This window comes from Saccharopolyspora sp. NPDC049426, from assembly GCF_040676935.1.
GTDB lineage: Bacteria > Actinomycetota > Actinomycetes > Mycobacteriales > Pseudonocardiaceae > Saccharopolyspora.
In genome coordinates, this window is the sequence record NZ_JBFAPZ010000008.1 from 155,885 (window position 1) to 173,512 (window position 17,628).

Sequence of the window (17,628 nt, forward strand, 5' to 3'; positions counted from 1 at the left end):
ACGGATGTGCCCGCACCATCCGGTTTGGGGAAACGAGGAAGGGAGCGGCGAGCCGGCGTGTCCGAAGCGCAACTCGACTATTCCGTCCGATCTGTTCTTAGCGACCCCTCGCAGGCACCGTCCCGGCCACTTCGAGCCTGGCAGCGGCGAGCCCTCACCAAGTACCTGGCCAACCGGCCGACGGACTTCCTGGCCGTGGCGACGCCCGGCGCGGGGAAGACGACGTTCGGTCTGCGGGTGGCCGCGGAACTGCTCGCCGACCGCACGGTCGAGCAGGTCACGGTGGTCGCGCCGACGGAGCACCTCAAGCACCAGTGGGCGTTGGCGGCCGGAGGCGCCGGGATCCCGCTGGACTCCAACTTCCGCAACGCCGACGGCATCACCTCCAGCGACTACCGCGGCGTGGTCGTCACCTACGCGCAGGTCGCGGCCCACCCCAACCTGCACCGGGTGCGCACCGAGCGGCGCAAGACGCTGGTGATCCTCGACGAGGTGCACCACGCGGGCGACGCCAAGTCCTGGGGCGACGCGATCCGGGAGGCGTTCACCCCCGCGGTTCGCCGGTTGTCGCTGACCGGTACGCCGTTCCGCAGCGACGACTCGCCCATCCCCTTCATCGGGTACGAGCCCGATGCCGACGGGTCGATGCGCAGCCGCGCCGACCACTCCTACGGCTACTCCGACGCGCTGGCGGACGGCGTCGTGCGGCCGGTGCTCTTCCTCGCCTACTCGGGCGAGGCGCGCTGGCGCACCAACGCGGGCGACGAGTTCAGCGCGCGCCTCGGTGAGCCGCTGACCGCCGAGCAGACCGCCCGTGCGTGGAGGACCGCGCTGGACCCGTCCGGCGAGTGGATCCCCACGGTGCTCAAGGCCGCCGACACCCGGCTGGAGCAGCTCCGCCAGGGCGGCATCCCGGACGCCGGTGGCCTGGTGATCGCCTCCGACCACCCCACGGCCAAGGCCTATGCCAAGGCGCTGCACCAGATCACCGGCTCGGATCCGGTGGTCGTGCTCTCCGACGATCCGCAGGCGTCCTCGCGGATCGGTGCCTTCGCCGAGTCCGACGACAAGTGGATGGTCGCGGTCAGGATGGTCTCCGAGGGCGTCGACGTGCCCCGCCTGGCCGTCGGCGTCTACGCCACCAGCGCCTCGACGCCGTTGTTCTTCGCCCAGGCCATCGGTCGCTTCGTGCGGTCGCGGCGACCGGGGGAGACGGCCAGCATCTTCCTGCCGAGCGTTCCGGTGCTGCTGGAGCTGGCCAGCGAGCTGGAGGCGCAGCGCGACCACGTGCTGGGCAAGCCGCACCGGGAGAAGGACGGCTGGGACGACGAGCTGGTCGCCGCCGCCAACGCCCAGCGCGACGAGCCCGGCGAGGAGGAGAAGGCGTTCACCTCGCTGGGCGCCGAGGCCGAGCTGGACCAGGTGATCTACGACGGTTCGTCGTTCGGCACGGCCGCGTTCAGCACGACCGAGGAGGAGCAGGACTACCTGGGGTTGCCGGGTCTGCTGGAACCGGACCAGGTCAGAGCGCTGCTGCGGCAGCGCCAGTCGCAGCAGCTGGACGACGTCGGCAAGCGCGAGGCTGATGCGAAGGCGGCCAAGGTCGCCGAGCAGGCCGAGCAGCAGTCGCGCCCGCAGAGCGTCCAGGAGCGGCTGCAGAAGCTGCGCAAGGAGCTCAACACGCTCGTGTCGCTGCACCACCACCGCACCCGCAAGCCGCACGGCAAGATCTACAACGAGCTGCAGAAGGTCTGCGGCGGCCCGCCCACTGCGATGGCCACGGTCGAGCAGCTCGAAGAGCGAATCGCCACCCTCCGCTCTTGGTGAACGCCTGATGCGGGTCCGGCCGTCCGGCTAACCTGTCACCCGCCAGAGCGACGATCTTGGAGCGGGTGCTGTGACGGGCGATGCGTGGAACGTCGGGCTCTACATCATCGCCAGCGTGATCACCGGCTCGGTGGTCTGGATCTCCGGTCGCCTGCTGCGACTTCGGAGGCTGCGGCGCAAGCAGGCTTTCTTCGGGCTGAGCAGCGGAGGCGAGTGCCTGCTGGTGGTTCCCCGGATGGTGTCGGCGGACAACGAGCGCAGCGTCCACCGGAATGACGCTGCGGCGATGCTCGAACTCTCGTCGATCCTGGGGGACTGCGGGGCGAAGCCCGAGGTGATCTTCCACGACCAGTCCGAGCAGGGGCTGGCGGACAAGCCCGAGTTCTGCATCGGTGGCCCGTCCGCCAACCGGCGCACCGCGGCTCACCTGCGGTCGGCGTTGCCAGGAGTGAGGGTGGGCGGACTGGACTCGAAGACGGCGATCGAGGTGGGCGGGGAGAGGTACCCGGCGCAGAGCCGTCAGGTCGAGTACGTGGTCCTGGCCAAGATCATCCGCAGCAAGCAGGACAAGCCTGCCTTCCTGATCTGCGGTCAGACCTCGATCGCCAACCGCGCCGCCGCGCGGTACGTCGACGTCCAGCACCCGCGCCTGATGCGGAAGTACGGCCGCAGGCGGCGCTTCTGCCTGCTCCTGCGCGTGGTGGAGTCCGAGAGCTACGGCCCCAGCGTCGTGGAACTGGTCCGGGACGTCACCGCCGACGCCTTCACGCCGCGTCCCGCCGTGGTCGACGAGGCCGTCACCGCGTAGCGGCAGCCCGAGTGAGGGCGATGATCTTGGCCGTGCGTTCCGTCTTCTAGGGTCGCGGCATGGGATTCGACGTTGAGAAGGTCCGGGCGCAGTACCCGGCGCTGGCGGACGGCCGGGCGTGGCTGGACGGCGCAGCGGGCACGCAGGTGCCGGAATCGGTGATCGAGGCGATCAGCGACGCCTACCGATCCGGGTTGTCGAACGTGGGCGGGCAGTACGAGTCGAGCCGCCGCTCGTCCGGGATCGTCGCCGAGGCTCGTGCGGCCGTGGCGGACCTGGTGGGCGCGCCCGATCCGGCGTGCGTGGCGTTCGGGCCGAGCATGACCTCGCTGACCTACCGGTTCGCCGGAGTTCTGGCGCTCGGCTGGAACCCGGGCGACGAGATCGTGGTGACCTCCCTCGACCACGACGCCAACGTCCGGCCGTGGGTGCAGCTCGCGCAGCGGGCCGGTGCGACCGTGCGCACCGCCGAGATCGACCCGACCACGGGTGAGCTCCCCGTCGACAACGTCGTCGGGCTGATCGGCGATCGCACCAAGCTGGTCGCCGTCACCGCCGCGTCCAACCTGCTGGGGGTCATGCCCGACCTCAAGCCGATCACCGACCGGGCCCGCGAGGTCGGCGCGCTGTCCTACGTCGACGGCGTGCAGCACTGCCCGCACGCGCACGTGCGGATCGCCGATCTCGGCGCGGACCTGTACGCCACCAGCGCCTACAAGTGGGCCGGACCGCACCTGGCGGCCGTCGTCGCCGCCGATCCGTGGGTCCTGGAGAACCTCCACCCGGACAAGCTGGCGCCGTCGCCCGAGAGCTCCCCGGAGCGCTTCGAGCTGGGCACCAACCCGTTCGCCCCGATGGCCGGTGTCGTCGCGGCGGTGGAGCACCTGGCGGGGCTGGACGGCGATGCGACGGGCAGCCGCGCCGAACGCCTCGCGATCTCGCGGTCAGCCGTCGTGGCGCACGAGGAGCAGCTCGCCGGTCGGCTGTTCGCGGGACTGGCCGAGCTGGGCGGTGTCCAGCGCCACGGCACTCCGCAGGGGCCGACCACGCCCACCGCCTTCTTCACCGTCCAGGGCAAGGCTCCGGCGGAGGTGTCCGCGGCGCTGTCGGAGCGGGGGCTGAACGTCTCCGCCGGCCACTCCTACGCCTGGGAACTCGTTCACGCCCTCGGCATCGGGCCCGAGGGCGGCGTGCGGGCGAGCCTGTCGCACTACTCGACGGCCGACGAGGTCGATCGCCTGCTGGTGGCCTTGCGCGAGATCAGCGCGTGAAACGCACCGGGCCCCCGCAGCGCTTGGCTGCGGGGGCCCGGTGACCTGGCTGATCAGGTTGTCACTGCTCGTCCTGTTGGAGGTCGGCCCGCACGTCGCGCAGACCGGCTTCGTAGGCGCGGGCGTGGTGCCCGCAGAACAGAAGCTCGCCACCGGACGGTAGTACGGCGCGAGCCTTGGCAGCGGCCCCGCAGCGGTCGCAGCGGTCGGCGGCGGTCAGCTCGGGGCGGGTGAGCGTTCCCGGCATCGATATCTCCCTCCGTCCCGGCGTCGGATTCCACCCGACGCCCTCGATCCTGCTACGACCACCGGTGTCCTACTGGCTGCAGGGTCGGTGCTCGTTGGCTCTACTCTTCCAGACGTTTTGGCCGGAGTCAGTGTTCCCGCGCGGGCTAGCGACGGTCGTCACCATGAAGTACCCGGTTGCAGCAGTGATCCTCGCGGAGGGTGATCAACATTGGGTTCACCATTCTGACCTGCAACGATGCGGAGATCGACGAATCTAGCTGGACAAACGCTCCGACTGGTCAAGGCCAATCCTGGTGGGTTGGATCACAAATATGACGATCCGTGATCGGCCCCGTTCCTCTGGAAGCGAACAGCAAATCTCAGCACTCGGACGGAAAATCGCCCTCCCGAAGCTCCGAAACCGCCCTTCGAGGCCGAAGTGGACACGCGAAAAAGGCCGCCGACCCGAGTGGGTCGACGGCCAATTCCGGACAATTCGGTCAGTCGAGGTAGTCCCGGAGGACCTGCGACCGCGACGGGTGGCGCAGCTTCGACATCGTCTTGGACTCGATCTGCCGGATCCGCTCCCGGGTCACCCCGTAGACCTGGCCGATCTCGTCCAGCGTGCGCGGCTGGCCGTCGGTGAGGCCGAAGCGCAGCCGGACCACGCCCGCCTCGCGCTCGGACAGCGTCGCCAGGACCGACTGGAGCTGGTCCTGCAGCAGCGTGAACGACACCGCGTCGACCGCGACGACGGCCTCGGAGTCCTCGATGAAGTCACCGAGCTGGCTGTCGCCCTCGTCGCCGATGGTCTGGTCGAGCGAAATGGGCTCCCGGGCGTACTGCTGGATCTCCAGCACCTTCTCCGGGGTGATGTCCATTTCCTTGGCGAGCTCTTCCGGCGTGGGCTCGCGACCGAGGTCCTGCAGCAGCTCGCGCTGGATGCGGCCGAGCTTGTTGATGACCTCGACCATGTGCACCGGGATGCGGATGGTGCGCGCCTGGTCGGCCATCGCGCGCGTGATGGCCTGACGGATCCACCAGGTCGCGTACGTGGAGAACTTGTAGCCCTTGGTGTAGTCGAACTTCTCGACCGCGCGGATCAGGCCGAGGTTGCCCTCCTGGATCAGGTCCAGGAACGCCATGCCGCGGCCGGTGTAGCGCTTGGCGAGGCTGACCACCAGGCGGAGGTTGGCCTCCAGCAGGTGGTTCTTGGCGCGCTCGCCGTCGCGCACGATCCAGCGCAGGTCGCGCCGCATCTGCGTGGTCAGCTGCTCGCCGGACTCCTCGATCTGGCGCAACCGCTCGGCACCGTAGAGGCCGGCCTCGATGCGCTTGGCCAGCTCGACCTCTTCCTCGGCGTTGAGCAGCGCGACCTTGCCGATCTGCTTGAGGTAGGCGCGCACCGAGTCCGCGGAAGCGGTCAGCTCGGCGTCCTTGCGCGCCTGCCGGAGCGCCTCGGACTCCTCTTCGTCCCAGACGAAGTCACCGGACTCCTTGGAGTCCTCGTCCGGAACCGGCTCCTCTGGAATCTCCACCTCGACTTCCGCGAGATCGCCGACCTCGGGAGAGGTCAGGTCGGTCTCGATCGGTTCGTCGATCTCCATGCCCTCGCCAGCGCCCTTGGCGGAAGCCGACTTGGTCGTCTTCTTCGCCGGGGCCTTGGCGGCGCCCTTCTTGGCCGCGGGCTTGCGGGTGGTCGACTTCGCACCCGACGAGCTCTTGGCGGTGCTCTTGCGCGCGGCAGGCTTCGTCTGCTCGACGTCAGACGAAGCAGCCGCCTCCGAAGCTGGGGTGGCCTGGGACTGGCCCGACTCGGCTTGAGCGCCGCCAGCGTCTGCGGCGGTGCTGGAGCGTCGGGTTGCGGTTTCTGCGGCTGCCACGTACGCCCTTTCGCGACGGTCGATCAGGGCGGGCCGGAGGGCGCGAAACCTCGGCCGCCAAAGGTCGGGGAACAACCCACCGGACTCGGCGTCCTGGCTGACGAACAATCACCCGTGAAGTACCGGGTTATCGGCTCGCCGCCGCACCGGCTCCCGCCGTCGGTGAAGGTGTTGCACCAGCGGGCGGGTTCACCAGCGTTCACCAGCCAAAAGGACTTCGAACCAAGTGGGTCGTGTTCCATTGTAACCGCGATGCGGGGGTGCGGTTCCGCTGCAAGGCGGAGTCCGCGCGTCCCTCCGTGTGCTAGGCACGGCTCCGGAAGACCGTTGCGAGCCGTGCCGCACACTCCGACGGGTGTCCCTCGGGACGCCCCTTCGCGGCCGGGCTCAGCACGCGGTTGCAGCTGTGCCCGGCAGCGGTCGGATCAGCTCTTCGCGCTGCTCGCGGAGGCCATCGCGGCGCCCACGATGCCCGCGTCGTTGCGCAGCGCAGCCGCCACAACGGGGGTGCGGGTCTCCAGCAGCGGGATCCACTTGTGGCCCTTCCGGCTGACACCGCCCCCGGCGATGATCAGGTCGGGCCAGATGAACTTCTCCAAGGACTGGATGTAGCGGGTGACCCGCGGTGCCCACTCCTCGTAGGAGAGCTCCAGATCGTCCTTCACCGACGCGGCGGCCTGCGACTCGGCGTCGTGGCCGTCGACCTCGATGTGGCCGAACTCGGTGCTGGGGACGAGCTTGCCGTCGATGAACATCGCGCTGCCGATGCCGGTGCCGAAGGTCAGCACGACGACCTGGCCCTCGTGCCCGACGCCCGCACCCGCCTTCATCTCGGCGACCCCGGCGGCGTCGGCGTCGTTGAGCACGACGATCTCGTCCCGGCTGCGACCGAGGCGCTCGGCGAACAGGGCCTGGGCATCGGTACCGATCCAGCCCTTGTCGATGTTGGCGGCGGTCAGCGCCGTGCCGTCCTTGATGACGCAGGGCAGCGTGACACCGACCGGTCCGGTCCAGGCGAACTTCTCGACGATCTCGGCCACGGCATCGGCCACCGCGTCCGGCGTCGAGGGTTGCGGCGTCGCGAGGCGCAAGCGCTCCTCGGCCAGCACTCCGGCCTCGATGTCCACCGGCGATCCCTTGACGCCGGACCCACCGATGTCCACGCCGAACCCGCGGGCTGTCGCCATGGCTGATCCTTCCTATTCGATTCAGACCAAGGTGTGCAGACCTTAACGGGACTGTGTTGCGATGTCTGCGTGGGATTGCCAAAAGATGTGGATGCAAACGCCTTGTCCGAGGTCGCGGTGCGAATCGCGCGCGAAGCCGCCGATTTGGCCCGAACCGTGCGTGATCAGGCAGTGACCGACGGTGTTGATACGAAGAGCACCGAGACCGATGTGGTCACCATGGGAGATCGAGCCGTGGAGCGCTTGGTGCGCGAGCGGCTCGCCGAGCTCCGCCCCGGGGAGTCCGTGCTGGGCGAGGAGGAAGGCGGCGACGGTGCGCTGGACGGACTGCGCTGGGTCGTCGACCCGATCGACGGCACTGTGAACTATCTCTACGGGTTCCCCTTCTACGCGGTCTCGCTGGCCGCGCAGGTCGACGGCCGCTCGGTCGCCGGAGCCGTCGTCGAACCCGTCTCAGGACGGGTCTGGAGCGCCGCGGCCGGTCACGGGGCCTTCCTCGACGGGCAACCGCTGCACGTCTCCGGCTCCGACCGGCTGGACCTGGCGCTCGTGGGCACCGGGTTCGCCTACGCGGTCGAGCGCCGCACCGCCCAGGCGCGCGTCGTGAACGACCTGCTCGGCCAGGTGCGCGACATCCGCCGCGCGGGAGCCGCCTCGCTGGACCTGTGCTCGGTCGCGGCCGGCTGGCTCGACGCGACCTACGAGGTCGGGCTCAACCGCTGGGACTGGGCGGCGGGCGCGCTGATCGCGCAGGAGGCCGGAGCGGCGCTGCGGCTCCCGGAGAAGGGGTCGTCGGACGGGCTGGGCGACGAGATGCTGGTCTGCGCCACGCCCGGGGTCGCCGAGGAGCTCACCGACGCCCTGCGCGCGGCCAACGCCGGCGAGGTCTGACCGCCAGTGGCGGGAACCCGCCAATCCCGATCGGGTTTCCGCCACGGCATCGATAGCGGTCCGTTGCGAGTTGTTGCCGGGAATCGTTATCAGCAGTGCACGTCGCGGGCCTTGGTGAGCAGATCCTCGCTGATCTGCGGTGGCGTCACCTCTTGCTGCGCGCCGTCCTGCTGATCGCGCTGCGGCACCCAGTTCTGCAGCTGCTGCAGGATCTGCTTGGCCTCTTGCGTGGTCTTGATGTCGTCGAAGCGCGCGCCCAGCGCCAGGTCCAGCCCGGCGTCCTCGCGCTCGTCGCGCACCAGCTGCGCGCACGGCGCGATCAGGCTCAACGTGCGGGCTGCGCTCATTCCGGCGGCGCCGAACCGGATCTGACCGTGGCACTGCAGGTCGTAGTTGACGTAGACGGAGTCGTTGTCGGCGCCGGTCTTGATGAAGCCGAGGCTGGCCAGCTCGTCGCCGACCATGCTCGCCTGCCTGCTCTCGCCGTTGCCGTTGAGCACCCGCACGTGCACGTCCTGCGGCGGCACCGGGGTCGTGGAGTTCAGCGCGTCGCGTTCGAGCATGGTGCCCAGCGGCACCTGCGGCGGCATGCCGCTGGCCTCGGGCGGCGCGGTCGGTGCTCCGGGCGGGTTGCACCTGGTGGCCGTGTCGATGTCCTCCACGGACCCGAAGACGCGAGTCCACAGCAGTCCGGACAGCGCCACCAGCGCCACCAGCACGACCAGCGCGGGCAGCGGTCGGCGTCGGCGATATCCGACTCGCCGTCCCGGCCTTGCACCTACGGCTCCCACGTCCGCCCCTCCCTGGATGCCTCGGATCCGCGCGCTCCCGCCCGCACTGGATCAGCCTAGGGGTTGAACCTGTTGTGCGCGGTGCTGGTCGCCGCTGCCGTGTCTTGATCTTCCCGTGATCGTCTCGAAGCCGATGCCGACGGGAAACCGCGAGCGCATCGCATCACGCGGGGATCGGCGGGGCAACCGGGACGGGCCGCCCGGAGGACTCGGCCGACCGGTCGAATTTTGATCTACGATGCCCTCCGAATGCGCGCAATGCCACACCTATGGGTGACCTGCTGCGTGTTCGCAGAAGTTATGAGCTACCCTCTCGGCGCCTCACGGAGTGCCGAGTTGAGGCAAGTCGCTCTTTACGGGGGAACTAGACGCGTTGCAGGGCGAGACCGCGATCACTGTCCCATCGGGCACAAATCCGGGTCCTGGAACGTTTACCAGCGGCACACCATTGCAGTCTCCACAAACGCAGGGGTGAATCACGATGGCGACCGACTACGACGCTCCTCGCCGCGAGTCCGAGGACTTGGCGGAGGACTCGTTGGAGGAGCTGAAGGCGCGACGCAACGATGCGCAATCCGGCGTCGTCGACGAAGACGAAGGGGCGATCGCGGAGAATTTCGAACTGCCGGGCGCTGATCTGTCCGGCGAGGAGATGACCGTCAAGGTGCTCCCGAAGCAGGCTGACGAGTTCACCTGCTCGAGCTGCTTCCTCGTCCATCACCGCAGCCGACTGGCCGAGACCAAGAACGGTCAGTTCATCTGTCGTGATTGCGCCGCCTGAGGCGCACGTCGACGACTCACAAAGGGAAGTGGCTGGGCACACGCGGGCGGCGTGTGCCCAGTGTTTTTCCCGTCGAAAGGCTTCACAGCTCAATCGCTCGGCGGTGCGGGTGGCGAACCTGACACCGGTGCCGGTGGCCGTTCACCGCTCGCGGAGCAGGACGGCCTTGAGCCGCTCCGGCTTGCGGGTGCTGACCACCCAGTACGGAGTGGGATCGTCCGGGTCGTCGAGCCAGACGCGCACGGAGGTGCGCACCCAGGAGCGATGCACCAGGAACGCCGCCGGATCCAGGTCCGGGCCCAGGGAACGCCGCTGCTCGGCGGGGGAGATGATCTCGACCTCGTCGATGAACCGGAGCGGCAGGTGGGCGTCGCCGACCCACAGCTCGTCGTCGACGACCTCGATCTTGAGCCTGCCCAGCCACAGCGGCACGAGGATCGCCAGCGGGACCAGCACGACGTAGGGCAGCCACGCCCGCACGCCCGGGTAGCCCATGTGCACCTGAGCGGCCATCAAGACCGCTGCGACCAGCGGCAACGGCCAGGTCCACCACGACGCGTACAGCCGCTCGCGGAACACCGCCTGCCCCTCCGAATTCGCCTGACCGGGGGTGTCCCCGCTCGTGGTGGCTGCTTCTACGCTTTCCGACACGCGTTCAGGGTAGTCTCGCCGCCCGTGTCGAACGTGAAGGTCCTGCTTACCCGAACCGACCCCGGTGTACCGCTTCCCGAATACGCCAAACCCGGGGACGCCGGTGCCGATCTGGTAACCACCAGGGACGTGGTTCTCGAACCGGGCGAACGCGTGCTGGTGGGCACCGGAGTCGCCGTGGCGCTTCCGGAGGGCTACGCGGGCTTCGTCCACCCGCGCTCGGGGCTCGCCGCCAAGACCGGGCTCAGCGTGGTCAACACGCCCGGGACCATCGATTCGGGGTACCGCGGTGAGATCAAGGTCTGCCTGATCAATCATGATCGTGTGCAGCCGGTGTCGCTGCGACGAGGTGACCGCATCGCTCAGCTCGTCGTGCAGAAGGTCGAGCACGCCGTGTTCACCGAGGTCGACGAGTTGCCCGAGTCGTTGCGCGGTGCCGGTGGACATGGCTCCACAGGTGGTCATGAGGTGCTGACGGCGTCGGGAACCACCGAGGCCGGTCACAGGACGGAGGTCTGAGGGGATGTTCAGAAGGGGCCGGGGGAAGTCCAAGCGCGACGAGGCCATCGAGGAACAGGCCGAGCCGGAGCAGGTTCCCTCGCAGGGGCCGTACGACGAGAGCGAAGCACCCGATTCCGGGGTGGAGCGGCTCGACCTCGGTTCGGTGCGGGTGCCGGTGCCCGAGGGGGGACAGCTGCAGGTCGAGGTCGATCCCTCCGGGCCGGTGCGCGCGGTGCACCTGGTGACCCCGGTCGGCAGGCTGACCGTGAGCGCCTTCGCGGCGCCGCGCAGCGGCGGGCTGTGGGAGGAGGTCGGCAACGAACTGGCCGACCAGCTCCGCAAGGACGGCGCGCGGGTGCACACCGAGCAGGGCGACTGGGGCGTCGAGCTGGTCGCGGACTCGCCGAAGGCGGCGTTGCGGTTCGTCGGCGTCGACGGTCCGCGCTGGTTGCTGCGCGGTGTGGCGGCGGGTCCGGCCGAGTCCGCCAAGGAGTGCGCTCGGCTGCTCTACGGCGTCCTGGACGACACGGTCGTGGTCCGCGGCTCCGAGCCGATGCCGGTGCGCACGCCGCTGCCCATCGAGCTCCCCGAGGCGATCCTCCGCCACATCCAGCAGGCGCAGACGCAGCAGACCGAGACCCCCAACGGGCAGGTCTGAGGCCGGCGCGGGGTGGGGATCTCGACGGCCCCACCCCTGCGCCGAACGGGTGAGACGAACGGCGTGCTCCGGAGTGGGTTCTTTATTCCGCCGGGCGTGGGATTCGGCCCCCGCAGGCGGTTAGGCTGGGAAGTGCACGGGCTGCGGAGTCGAGCCCCGAGGCGCACAGGAGCGCTAGATGAGCAAGACCGAAGGCGGCTACTGGAAGCGCCTCGTGCGGAGCCTGACCAGCGATGTCGCCGAACTTGACGCCGACGACCTGTCAGACCGGTCGCAGGCGGGAGGCGCGCAGCGGGCCAGCGACTGCCAGTGCGGGCAGGAAGCCGTGGTGCTCGGCCGGGTTCGTAGCGTTGAGCTCTGCCCCAAGACTTCCGCGCCCACCCTGGAGGCCGAGCTCTACGACGGCACCGAAGGGGTGACTCTCGTGTGGCTCGGGCGCAGGCGCATCGTCGGAATCGAACCGGGCCGTATCGTCAAGGCCCGTGGCCGGATCGCAGTCCGTGACGGTCGTAAGGTGCTGTACAACCCCTACTACGAGTTGCAGAACACCGCATGAGCGAACATGACGCATCGGCCGCGGGGCTCAACGCCCGGCAGACCGACGATGACCGGCAGCCCGCGGGCAAGGCCGGTGTTTCCGAGCAGACCCTGCTGGAGCAGATGGGCGGTGTCAGCGGGCTCGCGTACTCCGCTGTGCCGATCGTCGTGTTCGTGGTGGTCAGCTCGTTCACCTCGATGATGCCCGCGATCTGGGCCTCGATCGGTGTCGCGGTGGGCATCGCGATCTTCCGCCTGGTGCGCAAGGAGCCGCTGCAACCGGCGATCTCCGGCGTGCTGGGCGTGGCGGTGTGCTCGTTTATCGCCTACCGCTCCGGCGAGACCAAGGGCTTCTTCCTGCTCGGCATCTGGACCAGCCTGATCTACGGCGGGGTGTTCCTGGTGTCGGTGGCGGCGCGCTGGCCGCTGGTCGGAGTGGTCTGGTCGGCCCTCAACGGCCTGGGCATGGGCTGGCGCAAGCAGCGCCGCGCGATGCGCGCCTACGACATCGCCACGCTGTCCTGGGCGGCGGTGTTCGCCGCCAAGTACGTGGTGCAGCAGTGGCTCTACGACAACGACCAGACCGGCTGGCTGGCCTTCGCCCGCATCGCCATGGGATACCCGCTGACCGGCATCGCGCTGGTCGTGACGGTCTGGGCGATCCGCAGGGCGAAGAAGGTCGCCGAAGAGGCGGCGGTCGCCGGCGCTTAGCGCGCTCGACGTGGTGCGGGGCGGTTCCGCCGGGAACCGCCCCGTTCGTCATTCCCCGTGGTCGTGGATGACCGCGCGGATCTCGTTCTCCACGTTGCTGGTGGCCACGAACAGCATCTCGTCGCCCGCCTCGAGCGGGTCGTCGGCCTGGGGCACGATGACCCGGCCACCGCGCAGGATGCTCACCAGTGCCGAGTCGACGGGCAGCTTGAGGTCGCGGACCCGGCGTCCGGCCAGCGGGGTCGACTCCGGCAGCGTCACCTCGACGAGGTTGGCCTGGCCCTGGCGCAGCGTCATCAGGCGCACCAGGTCGCCGACGTTGACGGCCTCCTCGACCATCGCGGCCAGCATCCGCGGCGTGGAGACCGCGACGTCCACGCCCCAGGCGTCGGTGAACAGCCACTCGTTGCGCGGATCGTTGACCCGGGCGACGACGCGGCGCACCGCGAACTCGGTCTTGGACAGCAGCGAGACCACGAGGTTGACCTTGTCGTCGCCGGTGGCCGCGATGACCACGTCGCAGGACTGCAGCCCCGCCTCCTCCAGCGACGCCAGCTCGCAGGCGTCGGCGAGCATCCACTCCGCGCCCGGGATGCGCCTGGGGTGGTAGTTGCCGGTGCTGCGCTCGATGAGCAGCACCTCATGCTCGCCTTCGAGCAGTTCCCGCGCGATGGACTGGCCGACCGCGCCGGCTCCCGCGATCGCGATTCGCATTACTCGCTCTCCTCGGGTGTGCGGCGAGCGGCCGCGGTGACGTCGGTGACGGTTCCGGACAGCGCTGCCACGTAGACGATGTCGTCGGACTGGATCACGGTCTTGCGGTCGGGCAGCACGCCGTTGCCGAACCGCATGATGAATGCGACCCGCGCCCCGGTCGCCGACTCCACCTCGGAGACCTTGCGCCCGATCCAGCTCTCGTGCAGCGGAAGCTGCAGCACCGCGACGGCACCGGACGGCTCCCGCCACGCGGTGGCCACGCCCTCGGGCAGCAGCATCCGCAGGAAGCGGTCCGTCGTCCACGGCACGGTGGCCACGGTCGGGATGCCGAGCCGCTCGTAGACCTCGGCTCGCTTGGGGTCGTAGATGCGGGCCACGACGTGGGCGACGCCGAAGGTCTCCCGCGCCACCCTGGCCGAGACGATGTTGGAGTTGTCCCCGTTGGACACCGCGGCGAAGGCGCTGGCCTGCTCGATCCCCGCTTCTTCCAGGATGTCCCGGTCGAAGCCGTTGCCTGTGACCTGCTGACCGCGGAAGTCTCGGCCCAGGCGGTGGAACGCCTGCGGGTCCTTGTCCACCACGGCCACGGTGTGATCGAGCCGTTGCAGCGCGGCGGCCAGGGAGGCCCCGACCCGGCCGCAGCCCATGATCACGACGTGCACGACCTTGTCTCCTCGCTGCGTGTTGAGCGCACTGGAACAACTGCTGCGGACGACGCCGCTCGTCGCCGCTGACCGTACCCGGACGGGGGCGGTTCGGTGACCGCTGCGGCCCTCCGGAAACGGGCTGGTGCACCGTACCGGGTGAGTCCCTCCGATGGGCACCACGCCACCCCGGATGTGACCTGAGAGCAATTCGAAAGCCCGCATTCACCGGTACCCCGGCCCCACCGCTTACGCTCTGCACCGTGTCCAAGCTCGCAACCGCGGCGAAGCGGCTGATCGTCGGTCGGCCGTTCCGCAGCGATCGCCTTTCGCACACGCTGCTGCCCAAGCGAATCGCGCTGCCGGTCTTCGCCTCCGACCCGATGTCCAGCGTCGCCTACGCGCCGGAGGAGATCCTGCTGGTGCTGTCGGTGGCGGGCGTGTCCGCGTTCGCCATCAGCCCGTGGATCGGTGTCCTGGTCGCGCTGGTGATGATCGCGGTGGTGGCGTCCTACCGGCAGAACGTGCACGCCTACCCCTCCGGTGGCGGCGACTACGAGGTCGCCACGGTCAACCACGGTCGGCGCTGGGGCTTGATGGTGGCCAGCGCGCTGCTCGTCGACTACATCCTCACCGTCGCGGTGTCGATCTCCTCGGCCGCGGCGAACATCGGCTCGGTCATCCCGTTCGTCGCCGAGCACAAGGTGCTGTTCGCCGTCGGGGCGATCGTGCTGCTGACCGCACTGAACCTGCGCGGGATCCGCGAGTCGGGCACCTTGTTCGCGATCCCCACCTACGCGTTCGTGATCGGCGTGCTCGGCATGATCTGCTGGGGCTTCTTCCAGTCCGTGGTGCTGGGCTCCGACCTGCGCGCCGAGAGCGCCGGGTTCCAGCTGGCGCAGGAGGAGAGCCAGTACGCCGGTGTGGCGTTCGCGTTCCTGATCCTGCGGGCCTTCTCCTCCGGTAGCGCCGCGCTGACCGGTGTCGAGGCGATCAGCAACGGCGTCCCGGCCTTCCGCAAGCCCAAGTCCCGCAACGCCGCGACCACGCTGGCGCTGATGGGCGGGCTGGCGATCCTGATGTTCCTGGGCCTGATCATGCTGGCCCGCGTCACCGGCGCCGTCGTCGCCGAGGACCCCGCGCACCAGCTCATCGGCGCTCCCGAGGGCTACGAGCAGAAGACGCTGATCGCGCAGCTGGCCGGCGCGGTGTTCAGCGGGTTCCCGCCCGGGATCTGGTACCTGGTGTTCTTCACCGGTCTGATCCTGGTGCTGGCCGCCAACACCGCGTTCAACGGTTTCCCGGTGCTGGGCTCGATCCTGGCGCAGGACCGCTTCCTCCCCCGCCAGCTGCACACCCGCGGCGACCGGCTCGCCTTCTCCAACGGCATCCTGTTCCTGGCCTTCAGCGCGATCATCCTGGTGTTCGCCTTCGAGGCCGAGGTGACGCGGCTGATCCAGCTCTACATCGTCGGCGTGTTCGTCTCGTTCGTGCTCAGCCAGAGCGGCATGATCCGGCACTGGAACCGGCTGCTGCGGCGCGAGACCGACCCGATGGCGCGGCGCCGGATGCGCCGGGCGCAGGCGACCAACGCCTTCGGTCTGTTCATGACCGCCAGCGTGCTGGTCATCGTGCTGATCACCAAGTTCACCCACGGCGCCTGGATCGCGATCGCGGCGATGGCGGCCATCTACGTGCTGATGACGGCGATCCGCAAGCACTACGACCGGGTCGCCGACGAGCTGCAGGAGTCCGAGACCGACGCGGTCCTGCCGTCGCGCAACCACGCGTTGGTGCTGGTCTCGAAGCTGCACCTGCCGACGATGCGCGCCATCGCCTACGCCCGCGCCACCCGGCCGGACGAGCTGGAAGGCGTCACCGTCAACGTCGACGAGGAGGACACCCGGACGTTGACCGCGGAGTGGGAGGAGCTGAACCTGCCGCTGCCCCTGAAGGTCCTCGAATCGCCGTATCGGGAGATCACCCGGCCGGTGCTGGAGTACGTCAAGCGGATCCGCAGGGACAGCCCCCGCGACGTGGTCACCGTGTTCATCCCGGAGTACGTCGTCGGACACTGGTGGGAGCAGCTGCTGCACAACCAGAGCGCGCTGCGCCTGAAGAGCAGGCTGTTGTTCCAGCCGGGAGTGATGGTCACCAGCGTGCCGTGGCAGCTGGCGTCGTCGACGAAGGTGCGAGCACAGCGGATCACCTCGATGCCCGGCGCGACGCGTCGGGGCCTGGGGAGCAATGGAAAGGTGAACGGTGACCGAAAAGCCGGATTGGACCGGTAGGCGGCTGGAGGTCGAAGTCGGCCCGGTGGCTCACGGAGGCCACTGCGTGGCCAGGTACGAGGGCCGCGTGGTGTTCGTCCGCCACGCCCTGCCGGGGGAGACCGTGACCGTCGAGGTCACCGAGGACAACGGTGGCGGCTTCTGCCGCGCGGACGCCGTCGAGGTGAGCGAGGCCGCGCCGGGGCGGGTCGTCCCGCCGTGCCCGCTGGCCGACGCGGCGCTGGGCAAGGACCGCTGCGGTGGCTGCGACTTCCAGCACGCCGACGGCGAGACGCAGCGCGAGCTCAAGGCCGCGGTGATCACCGAACAGCTGCAGCGCATCGCGGGCCTGGACTGGCCGGTGCGGGTCCAGGAGCTGCCCGGCGGGCTGCTGCGCTGGCGCACCCGCGCGCGGTTGGCGGTCGACCGCAGGGGCAACGCCGGTTTCCGGCCGAGCCGCAGCCACCGGGTCATCCCGGTGGCCGACTGCCCGATCACCGTCGAAGGCGCCGTGGAGGAGCTCGCCGAGCGCCGCTGGCGGCCGGGTGCGGAGCTGACGGTGGCCGCTGACGGCGAGGGCGAACTGCACGTCACCGCCCTGGACCGCAAGCCGCAGCGGCGCGGCCGCCAGCAGGCCGTCGCTCGCCAGGTGGCGGGCAGCGGCGTGGCGCACGAGACGGTTCGGGGACGCCGGTTCGACGTCGGCGCGCAGGGCTTCTGGCAGGTGCACAAGGCCGCGCCGGAGACCTTCACCGAGGTCGTGGCCCGCTTCGCCGCCGCTCCCTCCGGTGGCGTGGCCTGGGACCTCTACGGCGGTGTGGGCTTGTTCGCCGCGGACCTCGCCGAGCAGGTCGGCCCGACGGGTTCGGTGCTGCTGGTGGAGTCCTCGCGCGGCGCGGTGGAGGACGCGGTGTCCAACCTCCGCGACCAGCCGCAGGTGGACTTCCGCGCGGGAACGGTGGAACGCGTCCTCGAGGACGAGGACCTGCGGTCGCCGGACGTGGTCGTCCTCGACCCGCCCCGCAAGGGCGCGGGTCGGCAGGTGGTGGAGGCGATCACGGCCCGCGAACCGGCTCGCGTCGTGCACGTCGCCTGCGACCCGGCGGCCCTGGCCCGCGACGTCTCGCTGTACGCCGAGAACGGCTACCGCATGGTCGACCTGGAGGCGTTCGACGCGTTCCCGATGACCCACCACGTGGAGTGCGTCGCCGTCCTCCAACCCACCCCGAAGGACGCCTGACCACCGCCGCAACCAACTCGCGGAACACCCCG

18 protein-coding genes are annotated in these 17,628 nt (G+C 69.7%); 11 read left to right on the forward strand and 7 right to left on the reverse strand.

The annotated features are described in order from the left end of the window. Nucleotides 1-57: 57 nt before the first annotated feature. The 3 genes from AB0J78_RS19160 (at nucleotide 58) to AB0J78_RS19170 (ending at nucleotide 3,906) form a co-directional block, all read left to right on the forward strand. The gene (locus AB0J78_RS19160) at nucleotides 58-1,827 is read left to right on the forward strand and encodes a DEAD/DEAH box helicase (RefSeq protein WP_363790751.1); all 1,770 of its coding nucleotides are present in this window, start codon (nucleotides 58-60) and stop codon (nucleotides 1,825-1,827) included. Nucleotides 1,828-1,897: 70 nt separating this feature from the next. Further along, nucleotides 1,898-2,635, forward strand: a complete 738-nt coding sequence (locus AB0J78_RS19165; RefSeq protein WP_363790753.1) for a hypothetical protein — start codon at nucleotides 1,898-1,900, stop codon at nucleotides 2,633-2,635. Between the two features lie 59 nt (nucleotides 2,636-2,694). Beyond that, complete coding sequence (locus AB0J78_RS19170) at nucleotides 2,695-3,906, forward strand: cysteine desulfurase-like protein (protein ID WP_363790755.1); 1,212 nt, start codon at nucleotides 2,695-2,697, stop codon at nucleotides 3,904-3,906. Between the two features lie 61 nt (nucleotides 3,907-3,967). On the opposite strand, the gene AB0J78_RS19175 is transcribed toward AB0J78_RS19170, so the two are convergent. The 3 genes from AB0J78_RS19175 to ppgK form a co-directional block, all read right to left on the reverse strand. Further along, nucleotides 3,968-4,153 carry a hypothetical protein gene (locus tag AB0J78_RS19175; protein WP_210968756.1) on the reverse strand — a complete coding sequence of 62 codons (186 nt, stop codon included), beginning with the start codon at nucleotides 4,151-4,153 and terminating at the stop codon, nucleotides 3,968-3,970. Nucleotides 4,154-4,634: 481 nt separating this feature from the next. Next, nucleotides 4,635-6,044 (reverse strand): RNA polymerase sigma factor, encoded by a 1,410-nt coding sequence (locus AB0J78_RS19180; RefSeq protein ID WP_363791113.1) that lies wholly within the window; start codon nucleotides 6,042-6,044, stop codon nucleotides 4,635-4,637. 398 nt (nucleotides 6,045-6,442) lie between these two features. Then, a complete protein-coding gene (gene ppgK, locus AB0J78_RS19185; protein ID WP_363790757.1) occupies nucleotides 6,443-7,204 on the reverse strand; it encodes a polyphosphate--glucose phosphotransferase in 762 nt (253 codons plus the stop codon). A gap of 102 nt (nucleotides 7,205-7,306) precedes the next feature. On the opposite strand from ppgK, the gene AB0J78_RS19190 reads away from it, so the two are divergent. Then, nucleotides 7,307-8,095 (forward strand): inositol monophosphatase family protein, encoded by a 789-nt coding sequence (locus AB0J78_RS19190; RefSeq protein WP_363790759.1) that lies wholly within the window; start codon nucleotides 7,307-7,309, stop codon nucleotides 8,093-8,095. Between the two features lie 89 nt (nucleotides 8,096-8,184). On the opposite strand, the gene cei is transcribed toward AB0J78_RS19190, so the two are convergent. After that, nucleotides 8,185-8,886, reverse strand: coding sequence for an envelope integrity protein Cei (gene cei / locus AB0J78_RS19195; RefSeq protein WP_363790760.1), 702 nt, complete (start codon nucleotides 8,884-8,886; stop codon nucleotides 8,185-8,187). 481 nt (nucleotides 8,887-9,367) lie between these two features. On the opposite strand from cei, the gene AB0J78_RS19200 reads away from it, so the two are divergent. Then, on the forward strand, nucleotides 9,368-9,667 hold the full coding sequence (locus AB0J78_RS19200) for a DUF4193 domain-containing protein (RefSeq protein WP_093416518.1): 300 nt from the start codon (nucleotides 9,368-9,370) through the stop codon (nucleotides 9,665-9,667). A 141-nt stretch (nucleotides 9,668-9,808) separates the two neighbouring features. Here the strand turns inward: AB0J78_RS19200 and AB0J78_RS19205 are convergent, their stop codons facing one another. After that, the gene (locus AB0J78_RS19205) at nucleotides 9,809-10,318 is read right to left on the reverse strand and encodes a DUF3093 domain-containing protein (protein WP_363790763.1); all 510 of its coding nucleotides are present in this window, start codon (nucleotides 10,316-10,318) and stop codon (nucleotides 9,809-9,811) included. A gap of 24 nt (nucleotides 10,319-10,342) precedes the next feature. On the opposite strand from AB0J78_RS19205, the gene dut reads away from it, so the two are divergent. The 4 genes from dut to AB0J78_RS19225 all read left to right on the forward strand — a co-directional run bounded on the left by dut (nucleotide 10,343) and on the right by AB0J78_RS19225 (nucleotide 12,725). Beyond that, on the forward strand, nucleotides 10,343-10,837 hold the full coding sequence (dut, locus tag AB0J78_RS19210; protein ID WP_363790765.1) for a dUTP diphosphatase: 495 nt from the start codon (nucleotides 10,343-10,345) through the stop codon (nucleotides 10,835-10,837). Between the two features lie 4 nt (nucleotides 10,838-10,841). Next, nucleotides 10,842-11,477, forward strand: coding sequence for a DUF3710 domain-containing protein (locus AB0J78_RS19215; protein ID WP_363790767.1), 636 nt, complete (start codon nucleotides 10,842-10,844; stop codon nucleotides 11,475-11,477). A 178-nt stretch (nucleotides 11,478-11,655) separates the two neighbouring features. Then, nucleotides 11,656-12,033, forward strand: coding sequence for an OB-fold nucleic acid binding domain-containing protein (locus tag AB0J78_RS19220; protein ID WP_132672633.1), 378 nt, complete (start codon nucleotides 11,656-11,658; stop codon nucleotides 12,031-12,033). Next, a complete protein-coding gene (locus tag AB0J78_RS19225; RefSeq protein WP_363790769.1) occupies nucleotides 12,030-12,725 on the forward strand; it encodes a DUF3159 domain-containing protein in 696 nt (231 codons plus the stop codon). Before AB0J78_RS19220 ends, AB0J78_RS19225 begins: the two co-directional genes overlap by 4 nt. A gap of 48 nt (nucleotides 12,726-12,773) precedes the next feature. Here the strand turns inward: AB0J78_RS19225 and AB0J78_RS19230 are convergent, their stop codons facing one another. Together AB0J78_RS19230 and AB0J78_RS19235 are read right to left on the reverse strand one after the other, a co-directional pair. After that, nucleotides 12,774-13,439 carry a TrkA family potassium uptake protein gene (locus AB0J78_RS19230; RefSeq protein ID WP_363790771.1) on the reverse strand — a complete coding sequence of 222 codons (666 nt, stop codon included), beginning with the start codon at nucleotides 13,437-13,439 and terminating at the stop codon, nucleotides 12,774-12,776. After that, nucleotides 13,439-14,104 carry a TrkA family potassium uptake protein gene (locus tag AB0J78_RS19235; RefSeq protein WP_363790773.1) on the reverse strand — a complete coding sequence of 222 codons (666 nt, stop codon included), beginning with the start codon at nucleotides 14,102-14,104 and terminating at the stop codon, nucleotides 13,439-13,441. The genes AB0J78_RS19230 and AB0J78_RS19235 overlap by 1 nt, the downstream gene beginning before the upstream one ends. Nucleotides 14,105-14,349: 245 nt before the next feature. On the opposite strand from AB0J78_RS19235, the gene AB0J78_RS19240 reads away from it, so the two are divergent. Both AB0J78_RS19240 and AB0J78_RS19245 read left to right on the forward strand, forming a co-directional pair. Continuing rightward, nucleotides 14,350-16,377, forward strand: coding sequence for an APC family permease (locus AB0J78_RS19240; protein ID WP_363790775.1), 2,028 nt, complete (start codon nucleotides 14,350-14,352; stop codon nucleotides 16,375-16,377). Beyond that, nucleotides 16,349-17,596, forward strand: coding sequence for a TRAM domain-containing protein (locus AB0J78_RS19245; RefSeq protein WP_363790777.1), 1,248 nt, complete (start codon nucleotides 16,349-16,351; stop codon nucleotides 17,594-17,596). The genes AB0J78_RS19240 and AB0J78_RS19245 overlap by 29 nt, the downstream gene beginning before the upstream one ends. The last annotated feature ends 32 nt before the right edge of the window (nucleotides 17,597-17,628 follow it).